14 protein-coding genes and 1 pseudogene are annotated in these 17,989 nt (G+C 65.4%); 7 read left to right on the forward strand and 8 right to left on the reverse strand.

What is annotated here, in order from left to right:
• Positions 1–13: 13 nt before the first annotated feature.
• From AC630_RS11720 to AC630_RS11730, 3 genes are all read right to left on the reverse strand, one after another.
• Positions 14–2,590 (reverse strand): ligase-associated DNA damage response DEXH box helicase, encoded by a 2,577-nt coding sequence (locus AC630_RS11720; RefSeq protein WP_074118697.1) that lies wholly within the window; start codon positions 2,588–2,590, stop codon positions 14–16.
• A gap of 176 nt (positions 2,591–2,766) precedes the next feature.
• Complete coding sequence (locus AC630_RS11725) at positions 2,767–3,996, reverse strand: ABC transporter substrate-binding protein (RefSeq protein WP_074118698.1); 1,230 nt, start codon at positions 3,994–3,996, stop codon at positions 2,767–2,769.
• A gap of 118 nt (positions 3,997–4,114) precedes the next feature.
• A complete protein-coding gene (locus AC630_RS11730) occupies positions 4,115–5,041 on the reverse strand; it encodes a class I SAM-dependent DNA methyltransferase (protein ID WP_074118736.1) in 927 nt (308 codons plus the stop codon).
• 194 nt (positions 5,042–5,235) lie between these two features.
• Between AC630_RS11730 and AC630_RS11735 the strand changes: the two genes are divergently transcribed.
• The 5 genes from AC630_RS11735 (at position 5,236) to AC630_RS11755 (ending at position 10,471) form a co-directional block, all read left to right on the forward strand.
• Positions 5,236–6,273, forward strand: a complete 1,038-nt coding sequence (locus AC630_RS11735) for a ligase-associated DNA damage response exonuclease (RefSeq protein ID WP_074118737.1) — start codon at positions 5,236–5,238, stop codon at positions 6,271–6,273.
• Positions 6,270–7,958: a cisplatin damage response ATP-dependent DNA ligase gene (locus AC630_RS11740; RefSeq protein ID WP_074118699.1), complete on the forward strand. Its 1,689-nt coding sequence runs from the start codon at positions 6,270–6,272 to the stop codon at positions 7,956–7,958. The genes AC630_RS11735 and AC630_RS11740 overlap by 4 nt, the downstream gene beginning before the upstream one ends.
• A gap of 78 nt (positions 7,959–8,036) precedes the next feature.
• On the forward strand, positions 8,037–8,339 hold the full coding sequence (locus AC630_RS11745) for a DUF6460 domain-containing protein (RefSeq protein ID WP_074118700.1): 303 nt from the start codon (positions 8,037–8,039) through the stop codon (positions 8,337–8,339).
• A 33-nt stretch (positions 8,340–8,372) separates the two neighbouring features.
• Positions 8,373–9,107, forward strand: a complete 735-nt coding sequence (locus tag AC630_RS11750; RefSeq protein WP_074118701.1) for an MBL fold metallo-hydrolase — start codon at positions 8,373–8,375, stop codon at positions 9,105–9,107.
• The gene (locus tag AC630_RS11755; RefSeq protein ID WP_074118702.1) at positions 9,107–10,471 is read left to right on the forward strand and encodes an MATE family efflux transporter; all 1,365 of its coding nucleotides are present in this window, start codon (positions 9,107–9,109) and stop codon (positions 10,469–10,471) included. Before AC630_RS11750 ends, AC630_RS11755 begins: the two co-directional genes overlap by 1 nt.
• A 117-nt stretch (positions 10,472–10,588) precedes the next feature.
• On the opposite strand, the pseudogene AC630_RS11760 reads toward AC630_RS11755, so the two are convergent.
• The 3 genes and pseudogenes from AC630_RS11760 to AC630_RS11770 all read right to left on the reverse strand — a co-directional run bounded on the left by AC630_RS11760 (position 10,589) and on the right by AC630_RS11770 (position 13,260).
• Positions 10,589–11,693: pseudogene (locus tag AC630_RS11760) on the reverse strand (ISAs1 family transposase).
• Between the two features lie 128 nt (positions 11,694–11,821).
• Positions 11,822–12,919 carry a quinone-dependent dihydroorotate dehydrogenase gene (locus tag AC630_RS11765; protein WP_074118703.1) on the reverse strand — a complete coding sequence of 366 codons (1,098 nt, stop codon included), beginning with the start codon at positions 12,917–12,919 and terminating at the stop codon, positions 11,822–11,824.
• Complete coding sequence (locus AC630_RS11770) at positions 12,916–13,260, reverse strand: DUF952 domain-containing protein (RefSeq protein ID WP_074118704.1); 345 nt, start codon at positions 13,258–13,260, stop codon at positions 12,916–12,918. Before AC630_RS11770 ends, AC630_RS11765 begins: the two co-directional genes overlap by 4 nt.
• Positions 13,261–13,462: 202 nt before the next feature.
• Between AC630_RS11770 and AC630_RS11775 the strand changes: the two genes are divergently transcribed.
• On the forward strand, positions 13,463–14,116 hold the full coding sequence (locus AC630_RS11775; protein WP_083636204.1) for a S24 family peptidase: 654 nt from the start codon (positions 13,463–13,465) through the stop codon (positions 14,114–14,116).
• An 89-nt stretch (positions 14,117–14,205) separates the two neighbouring features.
• Positions 14,206–14,958, forward strand: a complete 753-nt coding sequence (locus AC630_RS11780; protein WP_074118739.1) for a carbonic anhydrase — start codon at positions 14,206–14,208, stop codon at positions 14,956–14,958.
• Between the two features lie 133 nt (positions 14,959–15,091).
• Here AC630_RS11780 and AC630_RS11785 read toward each other — a convergent pair whose 3' ends face one another.
• Both AC630_RS11785 and AC630_RS11790 read right to left on the reverse strand, forming a co-directional pair.
• Positions 15,092–16,735, reverse strand: a complete 1,644-nt coding sequence (locus AC630_RS11785; RefSeq protein ID WP_074118705.1) for a lysine--tRNA ligase — start codon at positions 16,733–16,735, stop codon at positions 15,092–15,094.
• Between the two features lie 177 nt (positions 16,736–16,912).
• On the reverse strand, positions 16,913–17,887 hold the full coding sequence (locus AC630_RS11790; protein WP_074118706.1) for an ABC transporter substrate-binding protein: 975 nt from the start codon (positions 17,885–17,887) through the stop codon (positions 16,913–16,915).
• Between the last annotated feature and the right edge of the window lie 102 nt (positions 17,888–17,989).

Consider the following 17,989-nt stretch of genomic DNA (forward strand, 5'->3'; position numbering starts at 1 on the left):
ACTGGCAAATTCTCTACGACATCGCCTCTTTGACAAGCTCGTCGGCGGCTTCGGCCAAGAGCTCGTCTGCAGCTTCGCCATAGACTGACTCGCGGCCGATTTCCAGCATCACAGGGACCGCGAGCGGGGAGACATGGTCGAGTTCCCTGTGCGTGATGCGGCCCTGGATGCGGGCGAGCATGTCGCCGAGGCGGCGCAGATCGAGCAGGCCCGTGGCGGCATCGGCGCGCGCGGCACGCAACAGGACGTGGTCGGCCTGGTGCTTGCGCAGGACGTCGTAGACGAGATCGGTCGAGAACAGCACCTGACGGCGGCTCTTGTCCTCGTCGGTGAAGCGGCGCTCGATCAGGCCGGAGATCAGCGCGCAATTGCGGAAAGTGCGCTTCATCAGCGCGGATTCGGCGAGCCAGGCTTCGAGATCGTCCCCTAGCATGTCGGGACTGAACAGCGCGTCGAGATCGAGCTGGCCGTTGCGGATCATGAAGGAGGCATCGCCCAGCCCCCAGATCGCCACGGCATATTCATTGGCGACGAAGCCGAGCGGGCAGCCGCGCCCCCGTTCCAGCCGCCGCGTCAGCAGCATGCCGAGCGTCTGGTGCGCAAGCCGGCCTTCGAAGGGATAGCAGATGAGATAATGCTTGTTGCCGCGCGGAAAGGTCTCGACCAGCAGCTCGCGCACACCAGGGACGCGCGAGACGTCCTTCTGCAGCGACAGCCAGTCGCGCACCTGCTCCGGCAGACCATTCCATGCCCGCCTGTCGTCGAGCAGGCGGCGGACACGCTCGGCGAGATAGGTGGAGAGCGGAAACTTGCCGCCCATGTAGGACGGCACTTTCGGATCCTTGTCGGAGGCGCGGGAGACGTAGGCCTGGTCTTCGGCGAGAGCCTCATAACGAACCACCTCGCCGCCGAACACAAAAGTGTCGCCGGGAGTCAGGCCCTCGATGAAATACTCCTCGATCTCGCCAAGCACGCGGCCGCCGCGCGCGATCGCGCCGGTCGAACCACTGCCGGTGGAACGCGAGCGCACGAGCCTCACCTTCAGCATCGGCTCCTCGACGATGGTGCCGACATTGAGTCGGTAGCTCTGCCGCACTTTTGGATTGGCGACGCGCCAGCGGCCCTCCTTGTCCTGTTTGATGCGGGCGAAGCGCTCATAGGTCTTCAGCGCGTAGCCGCCGGTGGCGACGAAATCGACGACGTCGTCGAAGTCTCGCCGGGCAAGATTTGAGTAAGGCGCAGCCGTGAGCACCTCGCCATAGAGATCGTCGCTGAAGAACGGCTCGCCGCAGGCCCGGCCGAGCACGTGCTGGGCCAGCACGTCGAGTCCGCCGGTGCGAAGTGGCGGCGTGTCCTGCGCATTCTCGGCAATCGCATCGATGGCGGCGCGGCACTCCAGCACCTCGAAGCGGTTGGCCGGCACCAGCACCGCGCGCGAGGCTTCGTCGAGACGGTGGTTGGCGCGGCCGATGCGCTGCATCAGGCGTGACGAGCCCTTGGGCGCGCCGATGTTGACGACGAGATCGACGTCGCCCCAGTCGACGCCGAGGTCGAGCGAGGAGGTGCAGACCACGCCGCGCAAGCGTCCCACCGACATGGCATCCTCGACCTTGCGACGCTGCGCGACATCGAGCGAGCCGTGATGCAGCGCGATCGCAAGCCCGTCATCGTTCATGCGCCAGAGCTCCTGGAACAGCATCTCGGCCTGGCTGCGGGTGTTGACGAAGACCAGTGTGGTCTTGTTCTGCTTGACCAGCTCGTAGACTTCGGCCAGCGCATGGCGCGCGCTGTGACCGGCCCAGGGCAGCCGCTCGCTTGTGTCGAGCATCTCGACCAGCGGCGGCGCCGCGCCGCCGGCGACGACGATGTCGGCGGCGGCTTCCTTGCCGCCGGGTTGCGGCACCAGGAAGCGCGCAAGTTGATCCGGCTCGGCCACGGTCGCCGACAACCCAATCGCGCGCAGCTGCGGCGCCAGCCGCCACAACCGCGCAAGGCCGAGCGAGAGCAGATCGCCGCGCTTGGAGGTCACCAGGGCGTGCAGCTCGTCGAGCACGATGCGCTTGAGCGACGAGAACAGGAACGGCGCGTCATCGGAGGAGAGCAGCAGCGCGACCTGCTCCGGCGTCGTCAGCAAGATGTCAGGCGGATAGCGCCGCTGACGCTGCCGCCGCGACACTGGCGTGTCGCCGGTGCGGGTCTCGACCTTGATCGGCAGGCCCATCTCCGCGATCGGCCGCTCCAGATTGCGGGCGATGTCGACGGCGAGCGCCTTGAGCGGAGAGATGTAGAGGGTGTGGAGGCCGCCGGTGCGCTGCACGGTACGGCCGGTGGAGACGAGACTTGTCTTCGCACCGGCGTCCTGTTCAGCTGCCTGAGAACAAAGCTCCACCAGCGTCGGCAGAAATCCCGCCAGTGTCTTGCCCGCGCCGGTGGGCGCGATCAGCAGCGCCGAGCGGTCCTCGCGCGCCTTCTCCAGCAGCGCCAATTGATGCGCGCGCGGCGTCCAGCCGCGAGCCGCGAACCAGGCCTGGAAGCGGTCGGGCAGCAGCGCGGCGGGCTTGGCCGGGGATTTGAGGACGCGGGGCGGCACGGCATCACAGGTAAGCCGTGAGGATGGGCTCGTCGAGGGGTGGGGCCTTCGAGGGCTCCCGTAGGGTGGGCAAAGCGAAGCGTGCCCACCATCGCACAAGGAGCCCGAAGTGATGGTGGGCACGGCGCAAGCGCGCCTTTGCCCACCCTACGGCTTTCGCGATCGCGGAGAGAGCCCTACTCCGACATCGGCTTGTCGGAGATGTCCCAGTCCTTGCCGCTGAAGGTCGAGATGTAGAGCGTCTTCATCGGCGTGTAATCCTCGGGCGTGTAGCTGTAGGTGACGCCGTCGAGGAAATAGGGCGAGTGGAAGCCGGCGAGCGTTGAAGCCTGCTTCAGGACATTGGCGCGGGTGAGCTGGTCGCCGCAGCGGCGCAGGATCTCGCCCATGCTCACCGCCTGGCCGTAGCCGGCGAAGGCGATGGTGTTGTCTGGATCGATCGTCGGGATGTACTTTTTGCGCAGCTCCTCGAACGCCATCACGTCGGGATCCTTCTCCCATTTGGGCAGGCCGACCTCCTTGTTGTAGCGGATGGCGACGATGCCGGTGGCGTTCTCGAGCCCGGCAGCGCTGAGGATCGAGCGGCCGGTCGAGCCCGCCGACAGCAGCTGAAGCGGCTTCCAGCCGAGCTCGGCGACTTTGCGGATCGACTGCGACGTCGCCTTGCCGGTGGTGATGTTGTAGAAGACGTCCGCGCCCGACTTCGAGAGATTGATGAGCTGGGAATCGACGGTCGGATCGGTGAGATCGTAGGTCTGCTCCATGATCACCTGCGCGGTGCCGCCCGCATCCGCGAGCACCTTCTTGAACGGACCGAGGAAGTCGCGGCCGAAATCGTCGTTCTGATAGAGGATGCCGATCTTCGCATTCGGCTTCACGGCGACGACGTGCCTCGCCAGGATGCGCGCTTCTGTCGGATAGAGCGGCAGGCCCGCCATCGTCCATTTGAACTCTTTCGGGTTATTCCACTTCGACGCGCCGGTATTGAGCAGGAGCTGCGGCACGCCCTTCGAGTTCAGGTATTTGTGCACGGCCGTCTGCGGCGCGGTGCCGAGCGAGCCGTAGAGCGCAAGCACCTCCTCCTGCTCGACCAGACGCCGCGTCGCCTCGACGCATTTCGGCGCGCTGTAGGCGTCGTCCATGGTGAGGAATTTGACCTTGCGTCCGTTGATGCCGCCCTTCTCGTTCAGCATCTGGAAATAGGCTTCGCCGATGCGGCCGAGCACGCCGTAAAGCGAGCCGGCACCGGAATGCGGCACGGTCTGCCCGATCTTGATCTCAGTGTCGCTGGCGCCCGCATCGTATTTCTTCTCCGCGGCCCAGACGTACGGCGCAGGCAAAGTCGATGCAGCGATGGTGGCGAGCGCGGCGGCGCTGAAATCGCGCCGCGATGGATTCTTGGTCATTTGTTGTCTCTCCCTAGTGCGCGCATAGTGCTGGCATCGCCGCGCACGCCTCGCAAGTAGGAAGTCGTCGCTTTGCGACGCAATGACGCTTAAATTACAGAGCGATTAGCGCCTAGACTCAAGTTTTTTCGGCGACGACGACGAGGCCGCGCACCGGCTCGTTGTTCTCGTTGCGCGGCGACGCCGGCTCCAGTGTCAGCAGCTTGAGTCCGGCCTTTGCGATTGCGCCACGTCCATATTCCGCTGAATGGGCATAGCGCAGGCCCTCGCCGAGCACGATGCCATCGCCGTCGTGCGTTTCCAGCGTGAAAGCGAGCACGCCGCCGGATACGAGCACGCGCTTCGCCTCGGTGAGCACCGGCGCGAGATCAGAGAGATAGACAAACGCGTCCGCCGCGACGACGAGATTCGCGCTCGCATCACTCTTGGTGCGCAGGCCTTCGAGCATATCGGCGACCTCGAGCTCGGCATAGAGATCCGTGGCGCGCGCCTTCTTGATCATGGCGGGCGACAGGTCGATGCCGATGAAATGATCGACCTGCCTTGCGAAGGCGGCAGCCGCAAGACCGGTGCCGCAGCCGAGATCGATGGTGCGCTTGAAGAAGGCCGGCTTCTTCGCGGCGACGCGCGCGGCCAGCACCGCCTTGAAGATCAGTGCCGGGCCGCGATAGCCGAGATCGTTGATCAGCGCGTGCTCGAAGCGCGGCGCGTATTGATCGAACAGGGCCTGCACATAGGCCTTGGGCATCTCCGCCATCTGCGCGTCGCCGAGCCTCATCAGGTGCAGGCCCGCGCCGTGCTGGTCCTCAGGATCGGAATCGCGCGCCTTGCGGAAAGCCTCGATCGCCTTGTCCCGCTCGCCGAGCTGCTGACGGATTTCGCCGAGCGTGAACCAGGCCGAGGTGAAGTTGGGGGCGAGCTCGATCGCCTGCTCCAGGAGGTCGGCGGCGGCGGGGAGATCGCCATTGAGCTGGAGGTCGCGCGCGAACTCGAAGCGGCGGTCGGCCATGAGGTCGCCGGAGGTCAGGAACAGACGCAGTGGCATCGAACTCAGCTCGTCATTGCCGGGCGCCCGGCAATCCATCAAAAAAAGACTGTTTAGGAGGATGGATGCACGGGTCCCGCCTCCGCCAATGGCTTCGGCGGGCTTTTACACCGCCGGGCCGGCGAAGCCTAGCGGAGACGGCAAGCCCGCGAATGACGGGTGAATATCGGGGCACCGGTGCCTATATGACCACCATGCGCCCGCAAGACATCCTGCTGCCAGTTGCTGCCGGCCTGTGCTGCAAACCCGGCGGCTTCCATATCGACCCTGTCCGGCCCGTGGAGCGGGCCGTGATCACCCACGGCCATTCCGACCATGCCCGCGCAGGCCATGGCGCGGTGCTGGCGACGCAGGAAACGCTGGACATGATGCGGCTGCGCTATGGCGAGAATTTCGCCGGATCGACGCAAGTCATCCGCTATGGCGAGGAGATCCGGCTCGGCGACGTCAGCGTCAAATTCCATCCGGCCGGCCATGTGCTCGGCTCGGCGCAGATCGCGGTGACCTGCAAGGACACCTGCATCGTCGCCTCCGGGGACTACAAGGACGCGCACGACCCGACCTGCACGCCGTTCGAACTCGTGCCCTGCGACGTCTTCATCACCGAGGCCACGTTCGGCCTTCCGGTGTTTCGGCATGGCAATGCCTCTGACGAGGTGAAGAAGCTGCTGGCCTCTGTCGCGCTGTTTCCGGAGCGCGCGCACCTTGTCGGCGCCTACTCGCTCGGTAAGGCGCAACGAGTAATCGCGCTGCTGCGCCAGGCCGGCTATGACGAGCCGATCTATCTGCACGGCGCAATGGAGACGATCACGCACTACTACCAGAGCCGCGGGATCGAGCTCGGCGAGCTCAGGCCGGTGACGGGCGTCAAGAAGGCGGCTCTCGCCGGCACCATCACGCTGGCGCCGCCGTCGGCGACCTCCGATCTCTGGACACGGCGCTTTCCCGATCCCGTCACCGCGTTCGCCTCCGGCTGGATGCGGGTGCGCGCCCGCGCGCGACAGCGCGGTGTTGAGCTGCCGCTGGTGATCTCCGATCACGCCGATTGGGACGGCCTCACCGCGACGATCGCCGCAACCGGCGCCGGCGAAATCTGGGTCACCCACGGCCAGGAAGATGCGCTGGTGCATTGGTGCAGGGGCCGAGGTTTGCGGGCGCAGCCACTCGATCTCGTCGGCTATGGCGACGAGGAGGAGAGCGAGACGCCGCTCGCCGACGAGGCCGAGGCATGAACCGCTTCGCCGAACTTTTGGACCGCCTTGCCTACGAGCCCGGCCGCACTAACAAGCTGCGGCTGATCACCCGCTATTTTCACGAGGTCGGTGATCCCGACCGCGGCTACGCGCTGGCGGCGCTCACCGGCGCGCTCAGCTTCAAGCACGCCAAGCCCGCGCTGATCCGCGATCTGATCGCGGCGCGCACCGATCCCGTGCTGTTCGGGTTGTCCTACGATTATGTCGGCGACCTCTCCGAGACGGTCGCGCTGATGTGGCCGAAGGCGGCGATGGCCGCCCACAACAACCCGCCTCCTCTCACCCTCACCGAAGTCGTCACCACCCTTCGCACGCTCGGCAAGACCGAGCTGCCAAGGCAGCTCGAACGCTGGCTCGACGAGCTCGACGAGACCGGCCGCTGGGCATTGCTCAAGCTCGTTACCGGCGCCCTGCGCATTGGCATCTCCGCGCGGCTGGCCAAGACCGCGGCTGCAGCACTCGGCGACAAGGACCCACACGAGATCGAGCTGATCTGGCCGGGGCTCAGCCCGCCCTATCTCGACCTGTTCGCCTGGCTGGAGGGCCGCGCGGAGAAGCCGGTCAATCGCGATCCTGCGCCGTTCCGTCCCGTGATGCTGGCGCATGCGATCGAGGAGACGGATTTCGCCGCACTCGATCCTGCCGACTACATCGCCGAGTGGAAATGGGACGGCATCCGCGTGCAGGCGGTCGCGGGACGCGATGAGCGCGGGCACATCGCCGTGCGGCTCTATTCGCGCACCGGCGAGGACATCACGGGAAGCTTTCCGGACCTCGTGCCATCGTTGCGCCTGCCCGGCGCGATCGACGGCGAGCTTCTGATCCTGCGCGAAGGCCGCGTGCAAAGCTTCAACGTGCTGCAACAGCGGCTCAACCGCAAGGTCGTGTCGCCAAAGCTGATCAAGGACTTTCCGATTCACCTGCGCGCCTACGACCTGCTCGGCGACGACGAGAACGATCTGCGCGAACTGCCGTTCGTAGAGCGACGCGAGCGGCTGGAGACCTTCATCGGGAAGCTCGATGATCCCCGCATCGATCTGTCGCCGACAGTCCCCTTCGCAAGCTGGGAGGCGCTCACCGCCGCGCGCGCCGATCCTGCGAGCGCCGGTGCCGGCGAAGACGCGGACGCCATCGAAGGCGTGATGCTGAAGCGGCGCGATGCGCCTTACCTGCCGGGCCGGCCGAAGGGGCAATGGTGGAAGTGGAAGCGCGATCCGCACATCATCGACGCGGTGCTGATGTATGCGCAGCGCGGCCACGGCAAACGCTCGTCCTACTATTCCGACTACACCTTCGGCGTCTGGACCGAGGGCGAGACCGGTGACGAACTGGTGCCGGTGGGAAAAGCCTATTTCGGCTTCACCGACGACGAGCTGCTCCAGATTGACCGCTTCGTCCGCCGCAACACCACGGAAAAATTCGGCCCCGTCCGTCATGTCGTGCACGAGGGCGACAAGGGGCTGGTGCTGGAGGTGGCGTTCGAGGGGCTGCAGCGTTCGCCGCGGCACAAATCGGGCGTCGCGATGCGCTTTCCCCGCATCAGCCGCTTGCGCTGGGACAAGCCACCGCGCGAGGCCGACCGGCTGGAAACGCTGGAAAAGATGCTGAAAGCCGACGAATCCCTACCAACAATTAAGGTTGCGGCGTCCGCCAAGGGCCATTGACGGGGAAATGCGGGTTCCCCATGTGCCCCGCCGTGACTTATAATCGGGGGGCGAATCCCCTTTGAGGAGCTTCTTGCGATGGCCAACGACGTCAGAGATTTGCCGGCCGGCGGCAGCGATGGCCTGAACCGCTTTCTCGGCGGCTCGCCGCTGGCGGTCGCATTCCGCCTGATCCTGCTCTCGATCCTGGTTGGCGTCGTACTGGCAGCGATCGGCTTCGATCCCTGGAATATCATCTACAGCATTCGCCTGCTGTTCCAGCGTCTGTGGGATCTCGGCTTCGACGCCGTGAACTGGCTGTGGCGCTACTTCCTGCTCGGCGCCGTCATCGTGATCCCGATCTGGCTGCTGTCGCGCGTGTTCGGCGCGCCGCGCCGCTAAGTCCGGTTCATACACTGGGGGAGTACGCAGCCGATGCAATTGCGCTTTGTCGGCTGCGGCGACGCCTTCGGCTCCGGCGGCAGGCTCAACACCTGCTTCCACGTCAGGGGGCGCGAGGCCAATTTCCTGATCGATTGCGGCGCGTCGGCCCTGCCGGCGATGAAACGGCTCGAGATCGATCGCAATGAGATCGACCTGATCCTGATCACGCATTTCCACGGCGACCATTTTGCCGGGCTACCGTTCTTCCTGCTCGACGCGCAGTTCTCGCGGCGGACGCGGCCGCTCACGATCGCGGGCCCTAAGGGCATCGAGACACGGCTTGCGCAGGTGATGGAAGCGCTGTTCGAGCACTCCTCCAAAACCAAGCAGCGCTTCGAGCTGTCCGTCGTCGAACTCACGCCAAAGCAATGCCAAAACTTTGGCGCGGTGACGGTGACGCCCTACCCGGTCGTGCACGGCAAATCCGGTGGTCCTTTTCTCGCCTATCGGGTCGAGGCCGAAGGCCGTACGCTCGCCTACAGCGCCGACACCGAATGGACGGAGGCGCTCATTCCACTGGCGCATGGCGCGGACCTTTTCATCGCCGAGGCCTATATGTACGAGAAGGTGGTCAAGAACCATCTCAGCCTGAAGACCTTGGAACAGCACCTCCCCGCGATCGGCGCCAAGCGGCTCGTCCTCACCCATATGAGCGATGACATGCTGTCGCGCCTGGACGACGTGCCTCATCTCGCTGCCGAAGACGGCATGGTGATCGTGGTCTGATGAACGCACCGCTTCATCCCAAGGTCGGCAGCCGCCAGGTTTTCGCCATCGCAGGTCCCGCGATGGTCGCAAACCTCACCACGCCACTGATCGGCGTGGTCTCGACCACCGCCATCGGCCGGCTCGACGACGCCGCCCTGCTCGGCGGTGTCGCGATGGCCTCCGTGATCTTCGACTGCCTGTTCTGGCTGTTCGCCTTCCTGCGCATGAGCACGCTCGCCTTCACCGCGCAGGCGCTGGGCCGCGGCGAGACGCATGAGCTGAGCGCCATCCTCGTCCGCGGCTTCATCGTCGCGGGCCTGATCGGCGCCGCGCTGATCGCGCTGCAATTGCCGCTGGCCGCCGTGCTGTTCGACCTGATGGGCGGCAGCGAGGGCGTCACGCGCGCCGCAAAAACCTACTTCATGATCCGAATCTGGTCCTCGCCCTTCGCCTTTGCCAACTACGTCGTCCTCGGCTGGCTGGTCGGCCAGGCGCGCGCCAACCCGGCGCTGCTGCTGCAGATCATCATCAACCTCATCAACATGGTCGCGACGATCCTGCTGGTTCTGGTCTACGACACCGGCATCGCGGGCGCCGCGATTGCCGCGCTGCTGTCGGAGACGGTCGGCTTCGTGCTCGGCGTGATCGTCTGCCGGCGCTATGCGGATGGCGGCTTTGCGGTCCCCCGCGCGCGACTGTTCGACCGGGCCAAGCTGATGCGGATGCTCGCGGTGAACTCCGACATCATGATCCGCACCGCGGCGCTGATCGCCGTTTTCCTGTTCTTCACCGCCAAGGGCGCCCGCGCCGGCGACGTCACGCTGGCGGCCAACTCCGTGCTCAATAACTTCCTGCTGGTCAGCGCCTTCTTCCTCGACGGCCTTGCGAACGCGGCCCAGCAGCTCTGCGGCCGCACTTTTGGCGCGCCCGATGCCAAGGGCTTCGCCGACTCCACCCGGCTGGTGCTGCTGTGGGGCCTCGGCTTCGCGCTGGTGGTTGCGGTGCTGTTCGCCTTGTTCGGCCCGGCGCTGATCAATGTCATGACCGCGAGCGAGGACGTCCGCCGCGCCGCGCGCGACTTCCTGCCGTTCATCGTGCTCGCGCCCATACCCGGCGTGTTCGCGTTCGGCTTCGACGGCATTTATGTCGGCGCGACCTGGGCGCGCGCGATGCGCAATCTGATGCTGGCGTCGCTTGCGATCTTCCTCGGCACCTGGTGGGCGCTGCAATCGTTCGGCAATGCCGGGCTGTGGTGCGCGCTGATCGCGTTCTACATCGCGCGCGGCGGATTGCAGGGCGCGCGGTATCCGGCGCTGTTTCGGGCGACGTTTTCTTCTCCCTCTCCCCGCTTGCGGGGGCGCGACGAGCTTCGCTCGCACTGAGAGGGTTGGGGTGAGGGGGAGTCTCCGCAAGGACGGTGAGAATTGGACTCGCGGAGAGTCCCCCTCACCCGGATTGCATCTTCGATGCAATCCGACCTCTCCCCGCAAGCGGCAGGGCTATCGCATTTGGCTGAGCATGCTGAGGAGAAAGGCATCGTCCCAGCCGGAGCGCTTGATTTTGCGCCGGATAGAGGCGCTGTCGGGATGGGCTCGCAGGATGTTGAGGGTGAGCCTGCGTAGCGTGGCCAGGTTCTCGGGAGCATTGTCCTTTCGGGCGCGACTGCGGTCTTCGGCGAGGTGAACGTCGAGCACCCAATGGAGTTGATTCTCGATGCCCCAGTGGCTGCGTGTGACGTGCAGCAGCCGCTTGGGGGATATGTACTTGGATAAGAGATAGTCGCGCACAAGCGGTGCATCGGCCGGCTTCCCGCGCAGGCGCCTGCGCGAGGTAACACGCCCCACCGCGGCAACGCCGGGAAAACCGTGGCGCGCCGCAAGGCTGGTGTTGCGCATGATGGTGGCGCGCCGAGCTTCGTGCCGATCGTGGCTGGAGGGGGGCGATCTGCGCGGCACTGCTCCGTTGGCCCGATCGCGCAAACTGCTGCGTAACCGCTTTGAACAAGGGGCCGCGGTTGGCCTTGATCGCCAGCGCATAATCGCCACCCCGCTGCACCACTGCACTCGCAAAAGCGCGACTGCAATGCAGCGCATCGGCAGTAACGATGCAGCCGTCCAGACTGAGAAGCTCAAGCACCTCCAAAGCGCCTGCCGTCTCGTTGCGACCGGACGCTTTCTTTTGCGCCAACGCCATGCGGGCCTCCACCGCAAAGACGTTGACCAGATGCAGCGGCGTAGCTTTGCTGCCGCGCTCGTAGGCACCGCGCAACGCCTTGCCGTCGACGGCCACCACTCCGGTGAGGTTGAGTCCATTGGCCTTGGCAAAGGCCGCCATAAAGCGGCGGAAGGCGGCCTCGAAGGCGTCCGGCTCAAGCAGGCGGAACACCCGGCTGAACGTGTCGTGGCTCGGAACGCCATGCTCCAAGCGAAGGAGCAGTCGCAACAGCTCCTCCTTTGCCTCTCCGAAGTCTGCCATGTCCGAGCAGGACTCCGCTCCGCACAGCATCGCCGCCAGCGCGATGACCAACACCTCCAACAGGTCGTGCCTGGCATTGGCCGCACGCGGGTCCGGCAGCCGACGGAAAACCTGCTTGAATTTGCGCATCCGACCCCCTCCACAATCCGGGAGTCGTCTTCAGAATCCGTCTTGTCTTCCAATGCAATAGGCCAGGAAAAGCCATATGCGATTCCCCTGCCGCAAGCGGGGCGAGGTAAGAGGCCCCGCGGCCCTCGCTACATCCCCGGCCAGTCTTCCGCCGTGAGCGTGGCCGCGTCGGCGCCGACGATCTCGGACAGCGAGTCGCGCCCCGTGCGCAGCAGCGTCGAGGTGAGGTCGCGCTTGATCTCGTCGACGAGGCCGAGACCCTTGTAGACCAGCGACGAATAGAGCTGGATCAGGCTCGCGCCGGCGCGGATCTTCGTCAGCGCGGCACCGCCGGAGTCTACGCCGCCGACACCGATCAGCGGGAACGCGCCCTCGACACGCACATAGGTCTCCGCGACCATTCGCGTCGACAGGCGGAACAGCGGCCGGCCCGACAGGCCGCCCTGCTCCTTCGCGCGCATCTCCTCGCGCAGCGTGCTCGGCCGCGCGATGGTCGTGTTCGACACGATCATGCCGTCGACCCGGCGCGCGCGCGCGACCTGCACGACGTCGTCGAGCTGGGCAAGGCTGAGGTCGGGCGCGATCTTGAGCAGCACCGGCGTGTCGCCCGCCTTCTGGCGCACCCGCTCGCGCGCGTCGATCACCCTGGCGAGGAGATCGTCGAGCAGCGCACCCTCCTGCAGGTTGCGCAGGCCGGGCGTGTTCGGCGAGGAGACGTTGACGGTGAAATAGCTCGCGACCGGCGCAAAGGTCTCGATCAGCTTGACGTAATCGTCGACGCGGTCCGGCGAATCCTTGTTGGCGCCGACATTGACGCCGACAATGCCGCCGTTCTGCGCGCGTACCGCGAGCCGGCGTAGCGCGGCCTCCGCACCGTCATTGTTGAAACCCATGCGGTTGATGACGGCCTCGTCGCGCTCGAGCCGGAACAGCCGCGGCCGCGGATTGCCGCTCTGCGGCTTCGGCGTGACCGAGCCGATCTCGACGAAGCCGAAACCGAGCCGCAGCAGCGCATCCGGCACCTCCGCGCTCTTGTCGAAGCCCGCGGCCATGCCGATCGGATTGGGAAAGTTGAGCCCGAAAGCGCGCACCGCGAGCTTGGGATCGTCAGGCCGCGGCTTGACCGGCGGCAGGAAGCGCAGGCCCTGGATCGCGAGGCGATGGGCATCCTCTGGATCGAGCCAGCGCAGCACCGGTAGCGAGAAAGCGTCGAAAGCACGGATCACGGCAGAAGCTCCGGAACATCGTGACCGCCATCGGCGCGGATGTTGAGGTTCAGCACCGAGATCACCGCGCCGAGATCGAGCTCGCCATAGAGATGCGGAAACAGCTCGTCGTTGCGCGAGCGTTCCCAGCGCAGTTCGCTGCCGAATGCATCGCCATCGACCTCGACCAGGAACAGTGCACGCTGCCCGACATAGTGCTTGCGCAAGGTCTCGGAAACCTGGGCCGCGGTCGAGAAATGGATGAAACCGTCACGCGCGTCGTCCGCGCTGCCCCGGTAGACGCCCTGCCGTTCCGCCTCGCGCCAGGCCGAGGCCGGACAGATTTTGTAGATCTTGACCACCGCTTACGCAGTCCCGTTTGTTCTTTGAGTCAGCTCTTTGAGTCTCTTGGGGTTTTTCGCCTCTCGCGGGTCTCAAAACCCGGCGCGACCGTAAAGGCGGCCTCTTCCGAACTCAAGACTTTGCCGTCGCCTCTTGCGCGAAAAACGGAAAACCGGTTGATTTGAGGACAGTTTTCCTGAATTGCGACGGGCTGGACCTTCCATGGTCAGGCAGGCCAAAGCGCAGAGGATGCTGACTCACGACCAGATCTGGGTCGCGCTGGATCGGCTGGCCGCGCGTGCCGGATTGTCGCCGTCCGGCCTCGCCAAGCGCGCCGGGCTCGATCCCACCACCTTCAACAGATCCAAGCGCGTCACCTCCGACGGCCGCGAGCGCTGGCCCTCGACCGAATCGATCGCAAAGGCGCTGGCGGCGGCCGACTCCTCGATAGACACCTTCGCAAGGCTGATCGACGACGACGCGCCAGACGGCCGCTCGGTGCCGCTGCTCGGCTTCGCAGAGGCGGGCGCGAGCGGCGCTTTCGACGAGTCCGGCTTTCCATCTGGCAAAGGCTGGACCGAGGTCGCGCTTCCCGCCGCCGACGACAGCCGCACTTTTGCGTTGGAGATTTCCGGCGACGCGCTTGCGCCTGTCTATCGCGACGGCGGCATCATCCTGGTCTCACCTGGCACGCCGATCCGCAAGGGGGATCGTGTGGTGGTGAAGACGAAGGCGGGCGAGGTGACAGTCGCGACGCTGAAGCGTCGCACGGCAAAGGCGGTGGAATTGCAGCCGCTCGATGCGTCGCAGGCCGAGCGCACGATGGCGGTGAGCGACGTCGGCTGGATCGCGCGGATCGTATGGGCGAGCCAGTAGCCTCAAGGCCCGATCGCCATTGCGACTCACCGCCCCTGTCGCCTAGTTTGCGGGCCTGTTGCTGATCAAATTCATCTTGGGGGGATATGATGAATCGCCGTCACGCATTGAAGGCCCTTGCGGGTCTTGCGCTTTGTCCGCTGTGCAAGCCGGGCTTCGCCGCCGAAGGCGCGCATTGGAGCTATGAGGGCGACGGTGGCCCGGCCAAATGGGGCGATCTCGACGCGGCCAACAAGGTCTGCGCGGTCGGCCAGCAACAATCACCGATCGACATCGAGGCGACCATCAAGTCGCAATTGCCCGCGCTGAAGCTGAATTGGGGCAAGCGCGCCGACACCATCGTCAACAACGGGCACACGATCCAGCTCAATTTCGCCGAAGGCAGCACGCTCATGCTCGGCGACGTCAAGTACAAGCTGCTTCAGGTGCACTTCCACCGGCCGAGCGAGCACACGATCGGCGGCAAGAACTTTCCGATGGAGGCGCATTTCGTCCACCGCAACGATTCCGGCGGGCTCGCCGTGGTCGGCGTGCTGATGGCCGAAGGCAAGCCGAACGCGGCGTTCAGCAAGATCGTCAAGACCATGCCGGCGGCGGAAGGACCTGCGGTGAAAGCCGACGCGAGCATCAATCCCCACGCCTTGCTGCCACACAGGCACAGCTACTTCCGCTATTCCGGCTCGCTGACCACGCCGCCCTGCTCGGAGGTGGTCCAATGGCTGCTGCTGATCGATCCGATCCAGGTGTCGGCCGCCGATGTCGCAGCGTTTGCAAAACTCTATCCGATGAACGCGCGGCCCGTTCAGAAGGACAACCGGCGTTACGTGCTGCGATCGACCTGAGCGGCGGCCTCACAGCGGGACATCCGTAGCCCGGATGAGCGCCGCGACATCCGGGACCTTCGTTGAGGCACCCCGGATTTCGCTTCGCTCATCCGGGCTCCGCGTCGCTCACGCGCTCCTTGCTACACGTTCCTTACGCGCTCCGCGCCAGTGCACCGTCGATCACGTTGACGGCGTTCTGAATGCCGTAGACCGCGACGAAGGAGCCGAAGCGCGGGCCCTTCTCCTGGCCGAGCAGCACCTGGTAGAGCATGTTGAACCAGTCGAGCGTGACGCCGGGGCGGCCGTCCTTGCCCTTCTTGACCTGATCGAGGAACGGCTCGCGGCGGCCGATCTCGTAGACGACGTTCTGGATGTCCTCGGCCGAGGCATCTTGCGGAAGCTGCGACAGCGCATCACGCAGATCCTGCAGCGCGGCGCGCTCGGTGTCCGAGGGCACGCGGAACTGCTTCGTCGGCGCAACGAAGTCGCGGTAGTAGTTGATGGCGTAGCCGACCATGGCATCGAGCTTCGGATGCGTCTGCGGGCTCACGCCGGGGCGGTAGCGGCCGATGAAGCCCCACAGCGTCTCGGCATTCTCGGCATTCGACGACGACACCAGCGTCAAGAGAAGCTGGAAGGTGACGGGCATGTCGCCTTTCGGCGGATTGCCGTTGTGGATGTGCCAGACCGGATTGCCGAGCTGCTGCTTGCCATCCTGCCTGGCAAAACCGTCGATGAACTGCTGATAGTCGTCGACGTTGCGCGGGATGACGTCGAAGTAGAGACGCTTGGCCGCCTTCGGCTCGCGATACATGAACAGCGACAGCGATTCCGGCGAGGCGTAGCGCAGCCATTCGTCGATGGTGAGGCCGTTGCCCTTCGACTTCGAGATCTTCTGGCCCTTCTCGTCGAGGAAGAGTTCGTAGTTGAAGCCTTCGGGCGGCGTGCCGCCGAGCGCCCTGGCGATCGCACCGGAGAGCTTCACGGAGTCGATCAGATCCTTGCCGGCCATCTCGTAGTCGACGCCGAGCGCGACCCAGCGCATCGCCCAGTCGGCCTTCCACTGGCACTTGACGTTGCCGCCCGTAACGGGCGTTTCGACTTCCTGATTGGTGTCGGGATCGACATAAGTGACCGTGCCCGCGGCGACGTCTCGGCGAATCATCGGGACTTGCAGCACGACACCGGTGGTCTTGCTGACGGGCAGGAACGGCGAATAGGTCGCGCGGCGGTCCGGCCCCAGCGTCGGCAGAATGATCGCCATGATCTTGTCGTAGGCGGCAAGCATCTTCAGCAGCGTCGCGTCGAAGCGACCCGACTTGTAGTACTCGGTCGAGCTGGCGAATTCGTAGTCGAAGCCGAAATGATCGAGGAAGGCGCGCAGGCGCGCATTGTTGGCCGCGCCGAACGAGGGATATTCGTTCGAGAACGGGTCGGGCACGGCGGTCAGCGGACGTCCCAGATATTGCGCCAACAGATCCTTGTTCGGGACGTTGTCCGGCACCTTGCGCAGGCCGTCCATGTCGTCGGAGAAGGCGAGCAGGCGCGTCTTGATCTTGTCCTCGGTGAGCACGCGGAAGGCATGACGCACCATCGAGGTGCGCGCGACCTCGCCGAACGTGCCGATATGCGGCAGGCCGGAGGGGCCATAGCCGGTCTCGAACAGCACCTCATCCTTCGGGCTTTTCTTCAGCCGCGCGACAATGGCCTTCGCCTGCTCGAACGGCCAGGCGTTGGATTGTTCGGCGAGCGCACGCAGGTCGCTCGGGTTCGCGGCAAGATCGATAACAGACATTAAGGGCCTCCGGGCCGCGGAAAATAGCGATTTCCGGGCAGAATGCAATTTTGTGGGGTGAGGTCCGCCCCACACCGTCATTGCGAGCAAGCGAAGCAATCCAGAATCTTTCCGCGGAGACACTCTGGATTGCTTCGTCGCTGCGCTCCTCGCAATGACGGTGAGGAGGCAGCGAAACTAAAACGGGCTCACCGAAAAATACCGCAGCCAGAGATCGGTGTAGCGGCCTTTTTCCCAGACGCGGAACAGCGCCCAGTTCAGAGCCTGGCGCAGCACGTCGTTGCCCTTGCGCACGGCGATGCCGACGCCCTCGCCGAAGAAGCGGCTCTCGACGAAGGGGCCGCCGGAGAAGGCGCAGCAGTCACCGGAATCGGTGCCGTTGATCCAGAACGCGAGTGAGATGGCGTCGCCGAAGATGAAATCGACCTCGCCCTTGCGCAAAGCGGTGCGGAGCGCATCGTCATTGGGATAGCCGTGCAGCTCGGCGTCGGTGAACATCGCCTTCAGATACGCTTCATGCGCGGAGCCGGCGATGACGCCGACCTTCTTGCCTTCGAGATATTCGGGCCGGACCTCCGGCATCACCGCGTCCTTGCGCGAGGCGAAGCGCGCCGGCACGCGGTAATAGGGATCGGTGAAATCGACGCGAGCGCGCAGCTGCGGGCTTACCGCCATCGAGGCGATGATGGCGTCGCCCCGGTTGGAGGTGAGCGCGTCGACCAGCGTCTCGAAGCGGCGCATCTGCACCGTGCAGGTGACCTTGATCTCCTCGCAGAGCGCGCGGGCGAGATCGACATTGAAGCCGGCCGGATTGCCATCGGCGCCGGTGTAGTTGAACGGCGGATAATCGGTCTCGGTCAGGAAGCGGATCACGGTCAGGCGCGACAGGTCCGGCCGCTCCGGCCGCCGCCGCGGGTCCCAGAAGCCGGGCACCGCCTGGGGAGCGGCGGCCTGGGGCGCAGTTTGCGGCGCGGTCTGAGGCGTCCCTTGAGGCGTTGCTTGAGGCGTTCCTTCGGGCGCCGCCGGAGGCTGCTTGGCCGGGGCCTGCGCCCTCGCATCGGGCAGGGCTGTGAGCAGGCAGACGCCGGCCGCCAGTCCAAGCAGGACACGGCGCATGGTTTTGGGCGATTTTACCTGTCGCGACGAGGCCATCGGCGGGAGATGAACGAATTTCGTTGGGATCGGAGGGCCTTATAGACCATCCCGCCGGGAACGCGAGCGTCGATTGCAGCCTGGGTGAGGCTAGGCGGCCGT

It is taken from the genome of Bradyrhizobium sp. AS23.2 (assembly GCF_001908185.1).
GTDB lineage: Bacteria > Pseudomonadota > Alphaproteobacteria > Rhizobiales > Xanthobacteraceae > Bradyrhizobium.